This is a genomic window from Aquimarina longa SW024, from assembly GCF_001401755.1.
GTDB classification, from domain to species: Bacteria; Bacteroidota; Bacteroidia; order Flavobacteriales; family Flavobacteriaceae; genus Aquimarina; species Aquimarina longa.
Genome location: NZ_KQ474105.1, coordinates 164,753 through 182,910, shown reverse-complemented (window position 1 = coordinate 182,910; position 18,158 = coordinate 164,753). Strand labels below are relative to the sequence as shown.

Below are 18,158 nucleotides of genomic sequence, written 5' to 3'. Positions count from 1 at the left end.
AAAATCAAAGAGACTGTAATTTTTCTTTAACTTGTATAGCTTTATCTCTATACTTACCATTATACAGCATAATTTTCTCTAATATAGTGATCGCATTTTTACACTCTTCCATTTTTATATAAGTAAGTGTTAGATACCATAATGCATCCTCATACAGACCACTATCCTTACGAATATTACTAAACATTACAATAGCTTTTTGTTCTTGATGGGTATGTAAATAACTATTTCCTATACATAACTTCATCTCTTCGGTTAACGATATCGTATCTAAGGTTTCGAAAACAGAAACCACCTTAGTATAATTACCGATAGCATACTCTTCTACTATTGTTTCCCAGTTTTCTTCTGTTTCACTTCGTGTACCTACTGTTATAGGATACGGTGTATAATATGCTGTATATAAATCTTGCATTAAATTTGTTGGTATAAAAGTCTGCCATATCATACCACTTACACCTAATAAGAGTATAACGACTGCTGCAATCTTCCAATACCTATACAGCGACTTTTGTTTTTCTATAATCTCTACATTTTCTTCTTCATAAAACTCTTGTTGTATGCTTTGCAAGTTTTTCTTAAAATCCAACACCCTTTTATCTCGCAGTACATCTTGTAAAATTCGGTGTCGTTCTACTTCTAGTTGTAATTGAGAATTTTTAGTCATTTCTTTTTTAAAAGCTGCATGATCTTCTATAGATAACCGATTTGCTAGAAAATCTTCTATCTTATCAAAGGTTGATAATGACCTATTCATAACTTCTATTCTTTTTTTGTGGAGTATGCACTTTTAATTCTTCGTATATCGGATCACTTTCTATACGTTCCATTAAATGTTTTTTGCATTCAAATTTTTTCTTTCTAGCATAGCCTTCTGAATACCCTGTTTCGGAAGCAATCTGTCGCATACTTTTTTCTTCAAAAACCATAGATAACAATTTTTGACAAGCCTCAGATAATTTTAAAAAATATTTGCGATAGATATGTTCTCGCTCTTTATTTTCTAACATTTCGACAATACCAATATCCAATTCTTCAGAAATATCAAAAATTGTATCAGTAGTATATAATTTACTTTTCTTTTGTAACCTCTTCTTCCATAAATTTTTACAGATAGCAAAAAAATAGGTACGTAATGCCACGTTCAGTTCTAGAGAATCCGACTCTAATTTTTGATATAACACTACCAAAGCATCCTGAAAAACATCTTCTACATCTTCTTTATTACCAGAGCTTTGAAGAATATACCCTCTAATATATTTAAAGTTTTCTTTGTAAAAATCTTTTATAACTGCTGTATCTCCTGTCAATATACCTTGTAAGATTTCTTGATCTTTTATACCCTTCATAGATTAACACACTTATACTATCAGTAATATTACTAAATCATTAAATCTTTTTAAATCTGCATTAAAAAATAACATTTTTAAGTTCTTTATGTTTACTAAACCTTTAGCCAAACCTTAAAACGTATGAAGTCTTTTTTTGTTATAAAAACAAGTATAATAGTACTGTTAATTTTTAGTAATTTTCCCCTGTCTGCACAAGCCTCAAAAGATACTCTTATTGCCTCTGCATATTATAAAAAAGCTGACTCTTTGTTAACTGACAAAAAACTGGATAGCTCTATTGTATATTTTAAAAAAGCTTTAAACATATACCAAACGAATAACTCTTGGAAAAAAGTAGTTTCTTGTTATAATAAAATTGCTAATAACTTAGGGCAGAAATCTCTTTTTGAGGAGTCGTTATTAAATTCAAAAAAAGCTTTAGAAATTTCCTTATCAAAATTTCAAAATGATATTAAAGAAAAAGGGGACGCTTATAATCAAATTGGTACTTATTATTTAAAAACTTTATATTTCTCAAATGCCATCATCAACTTTAAAAAAGCGTTGGAAATTCAAAATAAAACACTTCCAAAAAAACACTCTAGCATAGCTATTACGCTAGATAATTTAGGACTGAGTTATCTAAAAAACGGGAAACTAAATATTGCGCTAGAATATTTTGAAAAAAGTCTAGAAATAAAAAACAACAACAATTCAAATACTACTAATTCACATAACCATATTGCAGGTATTTACTATTCTAAAGGAGAGTTTGAAAAAGCTATTCTTTTTCTACAAGAATCAATTTGTATTGAAAAAAGAGCATTCAGAAATAATAACCCTGCTATAGTTCATCAACATAACAATATTGGAGTTATTTTTTCAAAAAAAGCGCAATATAAAGAAGCTATAAAAAAATTTGAGCAGGCACTAAAAAATCAGCTTTTAATAACAGGAAAAAACAATCACCATGTAGCCTCTTTTTATAATAATCTTGGTGTAGTTTATAAGAATCTAGGTAAATATAATAAAGCAGAAATGTATCACAAAAAAGCACTTACAATTAGAAAAAGAATATTTGGAAAAGATAACCTTAAAACCTCAAGATCTTATAACAATATCGGAGCTATATTTGAAAGAAAACAAGAGTATCAAAAAGCAATTGAATACCAAAAAAAAGCACTAAAAATTATAATCAAAAATCATGGTCAAAATTGCCTTGATGTCGCTAGAAGTTATAATAACTTAGGTAATATATATAGAAAGCTTAAACAATATGATAAAGCTATAGTCTTTATAAAAAAAGGAATGGATATTAAAACAAAAATATTTGGCAAAGACAGTTTTGAAGCTATTAAATCCTATGGAGATATTGCTGATATTTATAAAGATATAAAAGTATATCATAAAGCCCTAGCCTTTGCTCAAAAGTCATTAAATATTAGCTTAACCATATTTGGAAAAAAGAATTATACTACTGCAAAATATTATAATAGTATTGCCAAAATTTATTCTAAAAGTAAAAAAAATGATTCCGCTTTAATAAATTATAAAAAAGCAATAGAAGCAAACCTAAAAAAAGATCAAATTTATAATCCCAACAACAAAATCACTCCTTCACTTTTCTTTAACACACGTATTCTTTTAGCCACTTTAAAAGGAAAAGCTTTTTCTCTTAAAGAAATCTATTTTCTAAAAAACAACACAGACTTTCTTAATAAAAGTATAGTAACATATCAAGAAATAGATTCCTTAACCACTTATATTAGGCAAACTACTCAAGATTATGAAGACAAACTCACTTTTGCAAAAACGGTTAAAGAGATTTATACCGATGCTATAGAAGCCAACTACCTATTATATCAATCCAATAAAAACCCAGAAGCCTTACACCAAGCTTTTTATTATAGCGAAAAAAGCAAAGCTAATACCTTACAAGAACTACTTCAGGAAACTAATGCCAAACAGTTTTCTGGATTACCTGTAGAGACTATAGAATTTGAGCATACCTTAAAAACAGATTACGCATTTTATACCTCACAAATTATTAAAGAGCAATCCAACACCCACATAGATAGTACAAAACTTGTCTTATATGAGAATAAACTATTTGACATTAAAAAATCACAAGATTCCTTACATACAGTTTTAGAAAACACCTATCCTAATTATTACCAATTAAAATACAATACCACTTCTTTATCTGTTGCAGATCTTCAAAAAAAGATCTCAGAAAACACTACACTATTAGAGTTTTTTACCACAGACAGCATAACCTATACCTTTGCAATTACCAAAAACACAATGGCACTTACCAAAACAGATACGCCACAACTAAATCAGAGTATAACACATTTTCATCAAAACATTATTTCTAAAAATATAAAACCTTATAAAACCCTTGCTACACAACTATACAATAGCCTTATACAGCCTATAGCAACCAAAATCAAAGGAGAAGAATTGATCATTATCCCAGATGGTGCTTTATGGCATCTTAATTTTGAACTATTACACACCCAGCAAGAAGCTTCTAACGATCCAAAACGATTTCCTTATCTACTTCGTAAATATGCTATTTCTTATGCCAATTCTGCAAATGTTCTGTTTGCTAATGATCAGAGATCTCAAAACCCAAACATGCTAAAAGAATGTCTTGCATTTTCTTTTTCGGATAGTACACAAACCAAAAACACAAATACTATACGTTTCTCTGAGTTAAGAGATAATTTAGACGATTTACCAGGTACTAGAGAAGAGATTAAAGCTATAGCTGATATCATAGATGGAAAATATTATTTTGGTCCACAAGCAAACGAAAGCAACTTTAAGAAAAATGCAAATCAATATAGTATACTCCACCTTGCACTACATGGAGATGTAGATCATGAGCATCCCGAAAACTCCAAACTATACTTTACCAAAACCAAAGATACAGTACAAGATAATCTATTGTATAGTCATGAGTTATTTGCAATGGATATCCCCGCAGAACTTACTGTACTGAGCGCCTGCAATACAGGTACAGGAAAAATTGCCAAAGGAGAAGGTATCATGAGCTTAGGAAATGCTTTTCAATATGCAGGTACCAAAAGCTTATTGTTAAGCAATTGGGAGATATCAGATCAAACTACTCCAAAGATTATTAAAAATTTTTATACTAATCTAAAAAAAGGTATGAATAAGTCTAAAGCACTACAACAAGCAAAACTAAAATATCTGAATACCGCAAATATCCATAGAACACATCCTTTTTACTGGGGAGGGTTTTATATTATAGGTAGTTCTGCTCCTATTTCCTTTACTACAGATACTACATTATATTGGATTCTTGGTATTGTAGTGTGTTGTATAATTCTGGTTTTAGGAACAATTTTATATAGGAAACAAAAAATCAGATAAGCTACAGTGTCACATTTCATCAAGTTTTTTTAGGATCCTCACAGGTCTTAAAGACCTGTGAGGATTCTAAAAAACTATACCTTTATCTTTTTCCATGCTCCTTTTCTAAACCAAATAATTCCTATAATCGCAATCAATATCTCAGCAAAAGTAATTGCAAGAAATACTCCCATTGCTCCCCAATCGAACACTAAAGCTGCTAGATATGCAAAAGGTAATTGAAATACCCAAAAACAAAAGAAATTGATAATTGTGGGAGTTTTAGTGTCTCCTGCTCCGTTAAAAGATTGTATAACCACCATCCCATAAGCATAGAATACATACCCTGCAGCGATTACACGCAAGCTTAGTGCTCCATAGGTTACAATCATTACCTCATCACTAAAGATTTTGATAATCGCCTCTGCGAACAATAGATATATTATAGATACTACCGCCATAAAAATAGCATTATACTTTCCTGTTTTCCAAACCGATTCTTCAGCACGTTCGGGTTTTGATGCTCCTAGGTTTTGACCTACCAGTGTCGCTGCGGCATTACTCATCCCCCAAGAAGGCATTAGTGTAAACATTAATACTCTAATAGCAATAGTATACCCTGCTAGTACCTCACTACCAAACTCTGCCATGATTCGCATTAAGAATACCCAACTAGAAGTCCCTATAATAAACTGTCCTATCCCCCCCAGAGATACTTTAATTAAATTAAACATAATCCCTGCTCGAAAAACAATATCTCTAAAAGTAACTTTGATTTTACTCCATCCATAAAAAAGAATTAATAACTGAAATATCACAGCACTACCTCTACCAATTGTAGTAGCAATTGCAGCTCCCTGAACTCCAAATGCGGGAACGGGACCAAACCCAAAAATAAAAATTGGATCGAGAATAATATTTAATACATTAGAAAAAATCAATACTCGCATTGCTACTGCTGCATCTCCTGCTCCACGAAATATCGCATTAATTATAAACAGCAACATAATGGTTACATTACCCCCCAGTAATATCTGAGTATATCCATATCCATCTGCTATAAGATCAGGTTCGGCTCCCATAAGCCCTAGAATTTCTTTAGGAAAAACAATCCCTAGTACACTGATAATAATAGCTATTGCTATTCCTACAAAAATTGATTGTATTGCTGTTTGCGAAGCACCTTTAATATCTTGTTCGCCCACTCTACGGGCAACAATTGCAGTAACACCCATACTAAGCCCTATAGCAACAGCATATACTAGTGTAAGAACTGATTCTGTTAGCCCAACTGCTGCTATTGCATTAGCTCCTAGACTAGAAACATAGTATGCATCTACAAGAAAAAACACAGATTCCATCATCATTTCCAGAACCATCGGAACCGAAAGCATAAAAACTGCTCTACGGATACTCCCAGAAGTGAATTCTTGTTCTTTTCCTGTTAATGCAGTTTTAAAATATGAGAATAAACGGGTAAGAGAAAATTTATATTGAGTCATTAGTATAAAATATGAATTATTAAAAATAGATAGGAAATAGACCAAAGAAAAGATCTTTAGCTCTTATAAATGTGTAATATAAATGTTACACAATACGTATATAATTCTTTTATAGCTTCATGATGGAACAAATATGAGATAATATTTTAAATTCACAAAATAAAAACTACGCTAAAACCATAATATATATACTCGATAACTACTACATGTGTGTTTAACAGGTAAGTATGTTTATTTTTGATGGTAATTCTAATTTTAATGTTGTACATTTACTGTCCCAAAATAACTGTATAATATGAAAAAAATCTACTTACTAATTCTATTTATTGGCATTGTTAGCTTCTCCTCTACCTCAGGAGTTCAAGCACAGTCCAATTCTATAAAAAAACAAGACACCAAAGATATAAAGATTGAAGATTTAAGTATTTTTCCTAACCCTGCGAATGGTGATATCTTATATATTACTTCTAATAAAAATTTAACCAAAACAGTTTCTATTTTCACAGTATTAGGCGAGAAAATAATGTTTAAAGTATTGATAGGTAAAGAATTAAACATCTCATCTTTACCACCTGCTGTTTATGTTCTTAGAATTAAAGAAGAAGGAAAAACAGCTACAAGAAAACTTGTAAGAAACTGAAGTATAGATCATAGCATCTAAATCGTTAGATACACGAGATATTATACTTTTAATAAGACCTTATAAAATCATCAGCTAGTTGTAAGACTTGTTTTTTATACCTTTGTTCTATAAACTTTTATAGAACATATCATACTTATGCAATCTGATCTCTTTTTTTCTATTCAAAACGATACCGAATTTGAGCGATCAGCACTATCTGTTTTTAAACACCAGTATATCTATAACACAATTTATCAAAGATTTTGTAATCTTTTAGGAATTACAAAGACCTCGGTAAAATGTATCGATGACATTCCTTATTTACCTATTCAATTTTTTAAACAAGAGAAAATAATAAGCACTACAGAAGAGGTACAAAAAATTTTCACTAGTAGTGGTACCACAGGTAATACAACCAGTAAGCATTATGTTAGTGACCTTACTGTATATGAAAACAGTTTTAGAAAAGGTTTTCAATACTTCTATGGAGATATTACCAATTATATCGTATTAGCATTACTACCCTCTTACTTAGAGAGAGATGGATCTTCTCTCGTATATATGGCAGAAAAACTGATTCTTGATAGTAACAATTCTGAAAGCGGATTTTATCTGCATGATACTAAAAAACTAATCCAAACTCTCAAACAACTTATTTCTAAAGAAAAAAAAGTACTCCTACTAGGAGTATCTTTTGCCTTATTAGACCTTATTGAAGACTATGATATTAAACTGAATGACAGAGTTGTAGTTATGGAAACAGGAGGAATGAAAGGACGTAGAAAAGAAATCATCCGCGAAGAATTACATCAGATTCTTAAAGATGGCTTTAAGATTTCAAAAATTCATAGCGAATATGGGATGACCGAATTGTTATCTCAGGCATATTCTAAAGGAGATGGTATATTTTACTGTCCACCATGGATGAAAGTCTCTATCAGAAACCCTGAAGATGCATTGACTCCATCAGGAGTAAACAAAACTGGAGGAATAAATATCATAGATTTAGCAAATCTAAATTCCTGTTCTTTTCTTGCTACTCAAGATCTAGGAAAAATTAATGATAATGGAAGTTTCGAAATCCTAGGTAGATTTGACCATAGCGATATTAGAGGCTGCAACCTAATGGCTCTATAAATATGACACAAAAGAAATCGGGTTGTTTTTCTTTTTTGGCAATACTAATAGTGTCCTTAATACTCAGTAGTTTTATACAAACCTTTATTCCAATCTCTTTATATACATCGTTTACTATCATAGTACTATTACTTTCATGGGTATTAGGAAAATCTAAATCAGCTAAATTTAATTGGAGTTATATTAGGTACAGTATCTTATTTTTAATACTCATAACAGGATTGCAGTATATACTCGATATGATTCCTTTATCTATAGCACATCAAGAATCTGATATTTCAGAATATATTTATCGCGAAAAAGTTTTAGAAGAAGGCGATTCTATTGTGTTATTACGTCAGGACAGAAAATGGAGTGATAACTATGGTAATACATATAAGGGTAAATTTTCAATTAGAGAGAAAGATTATTTTTCTTCTAAACAAGAATACTTTACTAATGCACATAAACGTAAACAACATTCTTGGGGAGAATTATATAATTATTTAGTAATCTCGGATACTCCAAAATTAGATTTAATCCTTAAAGAGCTTAGCACTATTAAAAATACAAATCAGCTAAACCAGTTAGAGTTTGCAGAAATGGTAGTGACATTCATACAAGATATCCCTTACTCTTTTGTTTTTGAGACAGCTTGCTTATCTCCTTATAAGTATGAAAAATCTATTAGAGTAGTTTTAGAAAAATGTTCTGATTGTTGTATTGGTAGTATTCCTTTTGGAATCCAAAACCCTCTAGGCTTTATGGGAAATCTAAAAGGAGATTGTGACACCAGAACTGTAATTATTTATGCGTTTTTGAGCTATTTTGGATATGATGTAGCGATACTTAACAGTGATTATTACAAGCATTCTATTCTTGGACTCAATATCCCTGCAAAAGGAATATATAAATTACATAACGGAAAACGGTACTACACCTGGGAAACTACAAGTAAACATTTTACAATCGGTACATTACCAAAAAACTTTGATGATATAAGTCATTGGTACATTGTACTTAATAATATCTAATACTATGCAAACTAAATTAATAACTCTTGCTTTTATAGAAATAGCTCTAGCCACTATAATTTCTGTACTTATTCTATTTATTTCTTTTAAAATTTTGCAAAAAATATTTTTGAAAAATATTTCTCTTAGAGAAGATAATATGGCATTTTCTATTTTTGCAGCTGGGATTATCCTTTCTATCGGTATCATACTTGGAGAGATCATTCCTTCTATCACCAACATGATACGATTATCTATGTCTGGAGAAAATGAAATCACATTCGAAAAAATCATACAGTATTCCGGACTCTACTTAGGTATTGGTTTTATCTTTGCTATACTCATTAATACCTCGGTATTTATTCTTTTTTCTGCTTTAACCAAAGGAGTTAATGAATTTAAAGACATCCAACAAAACAATGTCGCTTCTGCTATAATTGTCACTGCTACATTACTATCAATTACTCTAATAGCAAAAGATAGTATTCGTTTATTAATCAGTGCTCTAATTCCATATCCAGAAACTACTAATTTTTTACTATAATTTACTAAAAACTAATATAAATATGTTAAAAATGTAATACTCCTCTTTTTTTCACGACTGAAATATAAGAAATGTAAAAAAGGCACTACATGAAAATATATGTAATCATACCGTTTTTAATATTTATAACTAGTATAACAGCTCAACAGATAGATTATAATATAACTAAGGATTTCGTAGCCGAAGGTTATGATGTTACTGAATACTTTAATAAGAAAGCCGTTAAAGGAAATAATAAATTTGTAGTAACTCATGATAATGTAAAATACAGATTTGCAAATCAAAAAAATTTAGACAAATTTAAATGCAATCCTGATAGCTATATTCCGCAATATGGAGGGTATTGTGCCTACGCTATAGCTGTAAACAATGAAAAAGTAGATATCAACCCCAAAACTTTTGAAATAAGAGATGGTAAACTCTATTTGTTTTATAACTCTTGGGGAGTGAACACATTAAATAAATGGGTACAAGAAGATGCTAAAAAATTAAAAAATATAGCTGATAATAATTGGCAAAAAATTAAAATAAAAAAGTAATACAGTGTTATTGAAGCTGTATGTAATGCTTAGTTTTTTTCAATAATAATTGATTGGTTAGTTAACAAAGCTTGCTATGAGAAATCTCTAGTAGGCTTTGTTTTTTTAGTATCTTTTTCTTTATACTTAGAACAGTACATCTGGTTATCATAGAATATTAAAATCCTCAAAAAACTGTACGTTACTTTCTTCAAAAGAAACAGTATTTACTTTTGCAAATTCGGATCCTATGTTACACCATTCTACTAGAGCATTTAATTGATGATCATCTCCTTCAGCTTCTATATATACATCTCCATTTGGTAGATTTTTTACATACCCATTAATTTTAAGCGTCTTAGCTTTTTCTTGAGTACTTTTTCTATACCAAACTCCCTGAACTTTTCCTGTTATTGTAATATTATAATGTTTTGTCATTGTTTTTAATAAAGTATAAAGATATCAAAATATTCTCTCTAAATAACCGATAAGAACATGATAATTATCATAGCAAATAGTCGTAATATCTTCTAATTTTGATAATATAAAAACACGTAATCATGAAAAAAATTCTTGTTCCCATAGATTTTTCTAACTATTCAGAATATGCATTACAGGCTGCTGCATTATTAGCAAAACAACAAAACTCAGAAATCGTAGTATTACATATGCTAGGATTATCCGAAGCAGTATTAATTAAAAATGAAGCTCAGGAAGCAAGTGAAGCAATGTATTATATGAAACTTGCTGAAAAAAGATTTAACTCTTTTTTAGACAAAGAATATTTAGAAGGAATTACTGTTACACAACTTGTACAGAATTATAAAATATTTAGCGAAATTAATGACCTAGCTCTCAAAAATGATATTGATCTTATTGTGATGGGATCACATGGTACTAGTGGATTACGAGAAGAAGTATTTATAGGATCTAACGCAGAAAAAGTAGTGCGGACTTCTGATATCCCTGTCCTGATCATAAAAAATCCTATGGATAATTTTAGTATCAAGGAAGTAGTATTTGCCTGTGATTTTAAGATTGAGAATATTCGCCCATACCATAATGCTATGCGATTATTCGATACTTTAAATGCCAATGTACATTTGCTTTATATTAATCTGCCAGGAGAAAAATTTAAAAGCTCTGATCAAATGGAAGAAAGTGTAAAAGAATTCCTTTTTAAAGCAGACGCAGGAAATCTAGACATGTATAGTAAGGTAGTGTATTATTGTGATTATAGTGTAGAAAGCGGTATTTTTAATTACAGTAATAAAATAAAAGCTGATATCATTGCAATACCAACTCATGGGCGTCGTGGATTAGCACATTTTTTTAATGTAAGTATAGGAGAAGATATTGCCAATCATGCAAACAAACCTGTACTAACATTCAAAATATAAAAATAGATATGTATCTATTCTAAAATTAAAAAAGGGAAGAAATCGAATTCTGATTTTATTCCCTTTTTTTTAACTCCTATAATTTACCCCTTTAACACCATCAAGACTTGTCTCTAAATCAAATTATTTTTTCTAAAAACATCTTATTCTTTAATTTTCTTAGACATTATTGACTTAGCTAGTAGATTTTATTATGCTAATAATTTCTTCTTTTTGTAATACTCCGGATTGTCTCCATAGCTGCTTCCCTTCTTTAAACAAAATCATTGTTGGAACACCACGAACTTGATATTTTTCGGCTAAAGGTTGATTTTTATCCACATCTATTTTTACAACTTTGATTGTTTCTCCTAATTCATCTTTTACTTTTTTAAGAATAGGTGCCAACATTTTACATGGGCCACACCAATTTGCATAAAAATCTATTAATACAGGGATTTTCGAATCTATAATATCACTAAAATTACTCTTCATTATACTGTTGCTATTTTTTATTACTAAAATAGAATAATGAATTGAAAAATAAAACTACTGTAAGAAATGGTTATATTTTATAAGATATTTGTTTTTTTTATAAGATGTACAATTTTCTTGATTGGAATTTCGATAAAATACGTTCCTGTATATGAAGGGCAAATAATGCAATCATCAAAATAAAACTCTATCGCATCGCCATTGACTACAAAATTGTTTTTATATGCCTTAAAATCTCCTTTTGATAGCTCCCAACAATCATAATATAATTCTCCAGAATTGATGCTTTCTTTTATAATCGTATTTATAGTGGTAAAGAGCACTTCTTCTGAGTTTGCTATAAAAAAATCATTAAAATATATAAAATCTTGTTTTTTAAGATCAAAATTTATACAATCAAACGTATATGTAGTGTATATCATTCCTGAATAATAATTCTCTTTATAAAGTACTACACTAATAAGATCATTTTTTACATTATAAATCTTATAATCAAGACTTCTTTTATCTCTAAATCTATTAATCTTTAATGTGTCACAGAGCAATTCTTTATCTTCGAGGATTTGATTTTCGGTTTTTTCGATGTTTAGATAATTTTCTACAATAAAGTCATTAAATATAGAGTAAGAAGGATTAATTTTCTCATTGAGATAAGGATATTGATAATCCAAAATATACAAATCTTCTTTCTTTAAAAAACTCTTAGAGACGACTAACTCTTGTAATTGAATTTTATCATCCTCAGCCTCTATCAATCGCTGTTTTTTTATTGATTTATTTTTTTTATGATTTAACTCTAGTTTTTTTTCAGAAAAAAATGATATTGCAGTTGCTGTATCCTCTTCTACAATTTGTTTAGTCTCTATTTCTTGTTCATCTAATTCTTTTTGAGGAGACCTTTCTTCCTTACAAGAGGCAAAATGTAGTACGATAAGGATAGTGATTAACGTTTTCATAAATATTATATTAGGTATTAGATACTTTTATTTAATAGCCGTATTTTCTAAAATCAGTTTTAACCGCCCTAGTAGTATTAATTCGGATTTATTTTTTCCAGAAAAAACACCTGCTATAGTATTGGTAGTATCCCATATTGACTCTTTTACGCTATCTGTAAAATAAGTTGTATTTTCTTTATAGTACACTTCGAACTGCTCAAAATATTCCTCAGCATTTAATTCTTCTTCATAATCTAACCAATCAAAAACAATTTCGATTTGATAGATCGCATCTATCCCAAACTCATCTTCTATAAGGCTTGTCTTTGACCATTCTGATTTCACAATTTTTCTTAACAAATTATATTCTGATTTTTGAATTACTTTATCCGCAATTGCAATTGCATAAAATAGCTTACCAAGATTTTGATAAAATTCAATTTCAATATTCTTTTTATCATCCATTGTTAAATAATTTATTTATGATAAATTTAGATAGCAATAATGAGGTTTTTTATGATATATATCAGTTCTGTTAACTAATCAAAATCCTTATTTTTGACAAATGAAAGTTTTCGAAAAAGACAATAATATTTTCAAATTACTTTCTGAAGCTATTTCAGAAGGAATCATTGTAGTTAATGAGGATCAAGTCATCGTTGCAACTAATGGATCTGCTAATCAAATTTTTGGTTATAACACAGATGAATTGATCGGAAAACACCTTAATATATTGATTCCTAAAAAACATCATCACAATCATCATCATCATTTTGAAGGTTTTGTAAGTCATAGTGAAAAACGAAATATGGGTAAAGGCCGAGATCTTTTTGGAGTACGAAAAGATGGAACTATTTTTCCTGTAGAAGCTGGTCTAAATCCATTTGCCATTTATGGCAATAACTATGTAATGGCGCTAGTTATTGATATCACTCTTAGAAAACAACAAGAACAGCAAATACAACATCTAAACACTCAGTTAGAGCAAAAAATAGAGGAACGTACAGAAGAATTGCATCATACTATACAAGAACTAAAAGAAGAAGTAATTCTTCGTAAGGAGGCTGAAACCAAAACACAGGAATCTTTAAAAAAAGAACGAGACCTTAGCGAGTTAAAAACAAAATTCTTATCGCTTGTTTCTCACGAGTTTAAAACACCACTAAGTGGTATCCTCACCTCAGCTACACTTGCAGGAAAATATAGTAAAACAGAACAGCAAGAAAAAAGAAAAAAACACCTAGATACCATCAAAAATAAAGTGAAATACTTAGATAATATCCTTAATGATTTTTTATCTATCGAACGTTTAGAAACAGGCAAGGTTACTTATAAGTTTAGCCAATTTCCTCTTAGTAAATTAATTAATGAAGTAGTCTATGATGCTAATATGTTGCTTAAAGATGGGCAGAGAATAAACTACCCTAAAGATATCGATGATTATGTAATAGAGTTTGATGAAAAAATTTTAGAGCTTGTATTATCTAATTTAATGAATAATGCTATTAAATATTCTGGAGAGCATACCATTATAGATTTGCAGGTATATTATGAAAATAACATTCTTACGGTTAAAATTATTGATCAAGGTATTGGTATCCCCAAAAAAGAACAAGGTTTTATCTTTAAACGCTATTTTAGAGCAGAAAATGCCTTGTTAGATCAAGGTACAGGTATCGGATTAAACATAGTCAAAAGTCATTTGGAAAATCTGGGAGGAAATATTTCTTTTACAAGTAAAGAAAACCAAGGTTCTGTTTTTATAATTACAATACCCATAACTAATGTTCTTGATTCATAAGATTTGTCATGATGGATATGGTAACAATTATTTACAAATTCCATCTGACCTTAAAATAATACTAAATATAAACGGATGAAAACTATTCTTTTAATTGAAGATGATACGGTACTTAGAGAAAATACTGCTGAACTTTTAGAGCTTTCTGATTATAACGTGATCACATCTCCAAATGGCAAACTGGGAATTATCAAAGCTAAAGAAGAAAAACCAGATGTTATTATCTGCGATATCATGATGCCCGAAGTTGATGGGTATGGCGTGCTTGAAGCCTTATCCTATGATGCTACAACTAATTCTATTCCTTTTATATTTTTATCTGCAAAAACCGAACATAAAGAAATACGAAAAGGAATGGATCTAGGAGCAGATGATTATCTAACCAAACCTTTTGAAGAAGATGAATTATTGAGTGCTATTGAGAGTCGTCTTGCTAAAGCTGCCATAATCTCTAGAACTATCAAAGAACAGTCTTCTACACCAATAGTAGTTTCTGAAGATAATGGTCTTAAAAACTTACATGAGCTTAAGAACTTTTTTGATGATTATGGTGAGATTTCTAGATTTAAAAAAGGAGAGGTAATTTATAAAGAAGGGGATCATTCTAATATGATATACCTTATCCTAAAAGGAGTTGTTAAAAACCATAAAATGGATGAAAACGGTAAAGAGTTAATTACCTCTTTACATAAGGCTGATGATTTCTTAGGATTTACTTCGTTTGTAGATAATACTCCTTATTTAGAATCCGCAACAACAGTTGAAGATTCAGAATTGGCAGGAATATCAAAAACTAATCTAAAAGATATCTTGGAGAAAAGTAAGAATATATCTCTAGAATTAATGGAGTTACTTACTACTAATCTTTCTGATATCAAAGAACAATTACTACAGATGGCGTATAGTTCAGTGCGCAAAAAAACAGCACAAACCATACTTCAATTTGCAGAAGTACTCAATAAAAAATCTGAAGAAAGTATTAAAATATCCAGAAGTGATCTTGCGAGTGTTGCCGGTATTGCTACAGAAAGCTTGATACGTACATTATCTAATTTTAAAAAAGATGGTCTAATCGAAATCGAAGGGCGTAACATAAAAATTTTAAATTTAGCAGGTCTTCAGCTTATTGAATAAAAATACAAAAGCACTTAAACTGATTTTTGTCATATTTTTCATCAATACATCCTAATACATTTGCTGTATTAGAAAGTATTTAAAATGAAGAATGTACTAATCCCTACAGATTTTTCTAAAAACTCATGGAATGCCATAGAATATGCATTATCATTTTTAAAAACAATGAAATGCAATTTCTACTTATTACATGTATCCCCTTTCGAAGAAATGGTTGGTACAAATTCTTTATATAACTCAACTATAACAGTAGATCAAAATATCGTTAGTGATCAAAAGAAATTACAACTATTACTTAAGAAAATACAACAGTTATCTATAAATCCAGGACACTCGTTTTTTACTATTAATGAATATATTTTCTTTGTAGATGCAATTAGAAGACAAATTAAAGAAAAGAATATTGATTTTATTATCATGGGAACCAAAGGAGCTTCGGGACTCAAAGAAAAAACTATAGGAAGTAATACTGGGGATGTGATTACAAAAGTAAAATGTCCTGTTTTAGTTATTCCTGAGAAAGCTACTTATATCAAACCTAAAGAAATTGCTTTTCCTACAGACTATAATATGTATTATAAAAGTCGGGTATTGAATACAATTATGGACATGCTTACTTTAAATGATGCTACTTTACGAATAGTACATATTGCCAAAAAAGAAAAAAACTTAACTGATTTACAAAAAAAGAACAAGAATTTTCTAGATGATTCTCTTGATGAGATACAACATAGTTTTCATTTTTTATCCAATCCTAATATTGAAGAAGCTGTACAATGCTTTGTAGAAAGTAGAAATATTGATATAATCACTATGATTGCTAAAAATCTTAATTTTTTTCAACGTATTTTATTTCATCCTACTGTAGAAAAAATAAGCTATCATACCAATATTCCTTTTTTGGTATTGCATGAATAATGAATACCTCATATCATGATTATCGTAGAGCCAGCTCATCAAATACGTACTGGTTTATTAATCATAAATAGTTCAAAAAACCTAAAAATGCGTAAAAATCTAATTGATAAATATAATATCCCTGGACCACGATATACAAGCTATCCTACAGTTCCTTATTGGGATGTAGATACTTTTTCGTTAAAAAAATGGAGCACATCTGTACAACAATCATTTACAGAGAGTAATGATAAGGAAGGTATAAGCTTATATATTCATTTACCTTTTTGTGAAAGCATGTGTACCTTTTGCGGATGTAATAAACGTATTACAAAACGACACGATGTAGAGACTCCTTATATAAATGCTGTACTAAAAGAATGGCAATTATATCTTAAACTTTTTAAGATCAAACCCAAAATAAAAGAACTACACTTAGGAGGAGGTACACCTACTTTTTTTTCACCAGAAAATTTACGCTATTTGATTGATGGTATTTTTTATGGTGTAGAAAAAGCAAAAAGTTGTGAATTCAGTTTTGAAGGACATCCTAATAATACTACAAAAGAGCATTTACAAGCTTTATATGCCATTGGTTTTAGAAGAGTGAGTTTTGGTGTACAAGATTATGACCCAACTGTTCAAAAAGCAATCCATAGAATACAACCATTTGAAAATGTAAAACATGTTACAGAAACAGCCAGAGCAATTGGTTTTACCTCTGTAGGGCATGATATTATTTTTGGGCTACCTTTTCAGACAGAAAAAGCTGTAAGAGACACCATCAATAAAACAAAAGAATTAAAACCTGATCGCTTAGCATTTTATAGCTATGCACATGTGCCATGGCAAAAAGGTAATGGACAACGAGGTTTTATGGATTCAGACTTACCAACTGGAGAACAAAAACGAAAACAATATGAAATAGGAAAGAAATTATTATCAGAAGTAGGTTACATAGAGATTGGAATGGATCACTTTGCTTTAAAAAATGATTCTCTTTATCGATCTATGAAAGACCAAACCTTGCATCGCAATTTTATGGGATATACAGCCTCCAAAACACATATGATGATCGGTCTAGGTGTATCTGCAATTAGTGATAGCTGGTATGGTTTTGCCCAAAATGTTAAGAATATCGAAGCATACCAACATTTGGTAACCGAAGGTATTATACCTGTATATCGAGGTCATATTCTCAGTAAAGAAGATCAGATCATCAGACAGCATATTTTAAACCTAATGTGCCATTTTAATACGGACTGGAAAAATGATAATTTGTATTTTAAAGAACTCCCTGAGGTATTACAAAATTTAAAAGAACTGGAAAGAGATGGGTTATTAATTATAAATGATGATACTATGCAAGTAACTCAGAAAGGATATCCTTTCATTCGTAATATCTGTATGGCTTTTGATTTAAGATTACAACGTAATAAACCCGAAACAATGCTATTCTCTATGACAGTATAGAAAGATAACTTCTC

At 29.9% G+C, this 18,158-nt stretch carries 18 protein-coding genes; 11 read left to right on the top strand and 7 right to left on the bottom strand.

Translation table 11 applies throughout. The annotated features are described in order from the left end of the window. Positions 1-4 precede the first annotated feature (4 nt). A complete protein-coding gene (locus N456_RS20930; protein ID WP_062061616.1) occupies positions 5-757 on the bottom strand; it encodes a tetratricopeptide repeat protein in 753 nt (250 codons plus the stop codon). After that, the gene (locus N456_RS20925) at positions 750-1,349 is read right to left on the bottom strand and encodes an RNA polymerase sigma factor (protein ID WP_062061613.1); all 600 of its coding nucleotides are present in this window, start codon (positions 1,347-1,349) and stop codon (positions 750-752) included. Before N456_RS20925 ends, N456_RS20930 begins: the two co-directional genes overlap by 8 nt. 123 nt (positions 1,350-1,472) lie before the next feature. On the opposite strand from N456_RS20925, the gene N456_RS20920 reads away from it, so the two are divergent. Further along, positions 1,473-4,733, top strand: a complete 3,261-nt coding sequence (locus tag N456_RS20920; RefSeq protein ID WP_062061610.1) for a tetratricopeptide repeat protein — start codon at positions 1,473-1,475, stop codon at positions 4,731-4,733. Between the two features lie 74 nt (positions 4,734-4,807). On the opposite strand, the gene N456_RS20915 is transcribed toward N456_RS20920, so the two are convergent. After that, entirely contained in the window at positions 4,808-6,214 is a 1,407-nt protein-coding gene (locus N456_RS20915; protein WP_062061607.1) for an MATE family efflux transporter, read from the bottom strand. Between the two features lie 295 nt (positions 6,215-6,509). Between N456_RS20915 and N456_RS20910 the strand changes: the two genes are divergently transcribed. The 5 genes from N456_RS20910 (at position 6,510) to N456_RS20890 (ending at position 10,048) form a co-directional block, all read left to right on the top strand. Beyond that, the gene (locus N456_RS20910) at positions 6,510-6,854 is read left to right on the top strand and encodes a T9SS type A sorting domain-containing protein (protein ID WP_062061605.1); all 345 of its coding nucleotides are present in this window, start codon (positions 6,510-6,512) and stop codon (positions 6,852-6,854) included. 120 nt (positions 6,855-6,974) lie between these two features. After that, a complete protein-coding gene (locus tag N456_RS20905; RefSeq protein ID WP_338021443.1) occupies positions 6,975-7,973 on the top strand; it encodes a LuxE/PaaK family acyltransferase in 999 nt (332 codons plus the stop codon). A 2-nt stretch (positions 7,974-7,975) separates the two neighbouring features. Beyond that, a complete protein-coding gene (locus N456_RS20900; RefSeq protein ID WP_062061599.1) occupies positions 7,976-8,986 on the top strand; it encodes a hypothetical protein in 1,011 nt (336 codons plus the stop codon). Between the two features lie 4 nt (positions 8,987-8,990). Further along, positions 8,991-9,509: a DUF350 domain-containing protein gene (locus N456_RS20895; protein WP_148639398.1), complete on the top strand. Its 519-nt coding sequence runs from the start codon at positions 8,991-8,993 to the stop codon at positions 9,507-9,509. Positions 9,510-9,598: 89 nt separating this feature from the next. After that, on the top strand, positions 9,599-10,048 hold the full coding sequence (locus N456_RS20890) for a YHS domain-containing (seleno)protein (RefSeq protein WP_062061593.1): 450 nt from the start codon (positions 9,599-9,601) through the stop codon (positions 10,046-10,048). 147 nt (positions 10,049-10,195) lie between these two features. On the opposite strand, the gene N456_RS20885 is transcribed toward N456_RS20890, so the two are convergent. Further along, a complete protein-coding gene (locus N456_RS20885; protein WP_062061590.1) occupies positions 10,196-10,465 on the bottom strand; it encodes an acylphosphatase in 270 nt (89 codons plus the stop codon). Positions 10,466-10,587: 122 nt separating this feature from the next. On the opposite strand from N456_RS20885, the gene N456_RS20880 reads away from it, so the two are divergent. Further along, positions 10,588-11,427 (top strand): universal stress protein, encoded by an 840-nt coding sequence (locus N456_RS20880; RefSeq protein WP_062061587.1) that lies wholly within the window; start codon positions 10,588-10,590, stop codon positions 11,425-11,427. Positions 11,428-11,601: 174 nt separating this feature from the next. Here the strand turns inward: N456_RS20880 and trxA are convergent, their stop codons facing one another. The 3 genes from trxA to N456_RS20865 all read right to left on the bottom strand — a co-directional run bounded on the left by trxA (position 11,602) and on the right by N456_RS20865 (position 13,304). Then, positions 11,602-11,901 carry a thioredoxin gene (gene trxA, locus N456_RS20875; protein ID WP_062061585.1) on the bottom strand — a complete coding sequence of 100 codons (300 nt, stop codon included), beginning with the start codon at positions 11,899-11,901 and terminating at the stop codon, positions 11,602-11,604. Positions 11,902-11,978: 77 nt separating this feature from the next. Further along, the gene (locus N456_RS20870; protein ID WP_062061582.1) at positions 11,979-12,857 is read right to left on the bottom strand and encodes an RsiV family protein; all 879 of its coding nucleotides are present in this window, start codon (positions 12,855-12,857) and stop codon (positions 11,979-11,981) included. A gap of 27 nt (positions 12,858-12,884) precedes the next feature. Further along, positions 12,885-13,304, bottom strand: coding sequence for a hypothetical protein (locus tag N456_RS20865; protein ID WP_062061580.1), 420 nt, complete (start codon positions 13,302-13,304; stop codon positions 12,885-12,887). A 100-nt stretch (positions 13,305-13,404) separates the two neighbouring features. Here N456_RS20865 and N456_RS20860 point away from each other — a divergent pair, with 100 nt between their 5' ends. The 4 genes from N456_RS20860 to hemN all read left to right on the top strand — a co-directional run bounded on the left by N456_RS20860 (position 13,405) and on the right by hemN (position 18,144). Continuing rightward, entirely contained in the window at positions 13,405-14,640 is a 1,236-nt protein-coding gene (locus N456_RS20860; protein WP_062061577.1) for a PAS domain-containing sensor histidine kinase, read from the top strand. A gap of 75 nt (positions 14,641-14,715) precedes the next feature. Next, the gene (locus N456_RS20855) at positions 14,716-15,774 is read left to right on the top strand and encodes a response regulator (RefSeq protein ID WP_062061574.1); all 1,059 of its coding nucleotides are present in this window, start codon (positions 14,716-14,718) and stop codon (positions 15,772-15,774) included. Between the two features lie 84 nt (positions 15,775-15,858). Beyond that, positions 15,859-16,692, top strand: coding sequence for a universal stress protein (locus N456_RS20850; protein WP_062061570.1), 834 nt, complete (start codon positions 15,859-15,861; stop codon positions 16,690-16,692). Positions 16,693-16,779: 87 nt separating this feature from the next. Then, positions 16,780-18,144, top strand: a complete 1,365-nt coding sequence (gene hemN, locus N456_RS20845) for an oxygen-independent coproporphyrinogen III oxidase (RefSeq protein WP_062061766.1) — start codon at positions 16,780-16,782, stop codon at positions 18,142-18,144. The last annotated feature ends 14 nt before the right edge of the window (positions 18,145-18,158 follow it).

Excerpts from the sequence above, each read along its gene's own strand:
- N456_RS20925 (WP_062061613.1), bottom strand. The coding sequence starts at position 1,349 with ATGAAGGGTATAAAAGATCAAGAAATCTTACAAGGTATATTGACAGGA.
- N456_RS20920 (WP_062061610.1), top strand. The coding sequence starts at position 1,473 with ATGAAGTCTTTTTTTGTTATAAAAACAAGTATAATAGTACTGTTAATT.
- N456_RS20890 (WP_062061593.1), top strand. The coding sequence starts at position 9,599 with ATGAAAATATATGTAATCATACCGTTTTTAATATTTATAACTAGTATA.
- N456_RS20860 (WP_062061577.1), top strand. The coding sequence starts at position 13,405 with ATGAAAGTTTTCGAAAAAGACAATAATATTTTCAAATTACTTTCTGAA.
- trxA (WP_062061585.1), bottom strand. The coding sequence starts at position 11,901 with ATGAAGAGTAATTTTAGTGATATTATAGATTCGAAAATCCCTGTATTA.
- N456_RS20895 (WP_148639398.1), top strand. The coding sequence starts at position 8,991 with ATGCAAACTAAATTAATAACTCTTGCTTTTATAGAAATAGCTCTAGCC.
- N456_RS20880 (WP_062061587.1), top strand. The coding sequence starts at position 10,588 with ATGAAAAAAATTCTTGTTCCCATAGATTTTTCTAACTATTCAGAATAT.
- N456_RS20910 (WP_062061605.1), top strand. The coding sequence starts at position 6,510 with ATGAAAAAAATCTACTTACTAATTCTATTTATTGGCATTGTTAGCTTC.
- N456_RS20865 (WP_062061580.1), bottom strand. The coding sequence starts at position 13,304 with ATGGATGATAAAAAGAATATTGAAATTGAATTTTATCAAAATCTTGGT.
- N456_RS20900 (WP_062061599.1), top strand. The coding sequence starts at position 7,976 with ATGACACAAAAGAAATCGGGTTGTTTTTCTTTTTTGGCAATACTAATA.
- N456_RS20870 (WP_062061582.1), bottom strand. The coding sequence starts at position 12,857 with ATGAAAACGTTAATCACTATCCTTATCGTACTACATTTTGCCTCTTGT.
- N456_RS20915 (WP_062061607.1), bottom strand. The coding sequence starts at position 6,214 with ATGACTCAATATAAATTTTCTCTTACCCGTTTATTCTCATATTTTAAA.
- hemN (WP_062061766.1), top strand. The coding sequence starts at position 16,780 with ATGCGTAAAAATCTAATTGATAAATATAATATCCCTGGACCACGATAT.
- N456_RS20885 (WP_062061590.1), bottom strand. The coding sequence starts at position 10,465 with ATGACAAAACATTATAATATTACAATAACAGGAAAAGTTCAGGGAGTT.
- N456_RS20855 (WP_062061574.1), top strand. The coding sequence starts at position 14,716 with ATGAAAACTATTCTTTTAATTGAAGATGATACGGTACTTAGAGAAAAT.
- N456_RS20930 (WP_062061616.1), bottom strand. The coding sequence starts at position 757 with ATGAATAGGTCATTATCAACCTTTGATAAGATAGAAGATTTTCTAGCA.
- N456_RS20850 (WP_062061570.1), top strand. The coding sequence starts at position 15,859 with ATGAAGAATGTACTAATCCCTACAGATTTTTCTAAAAACTCATGGAAT.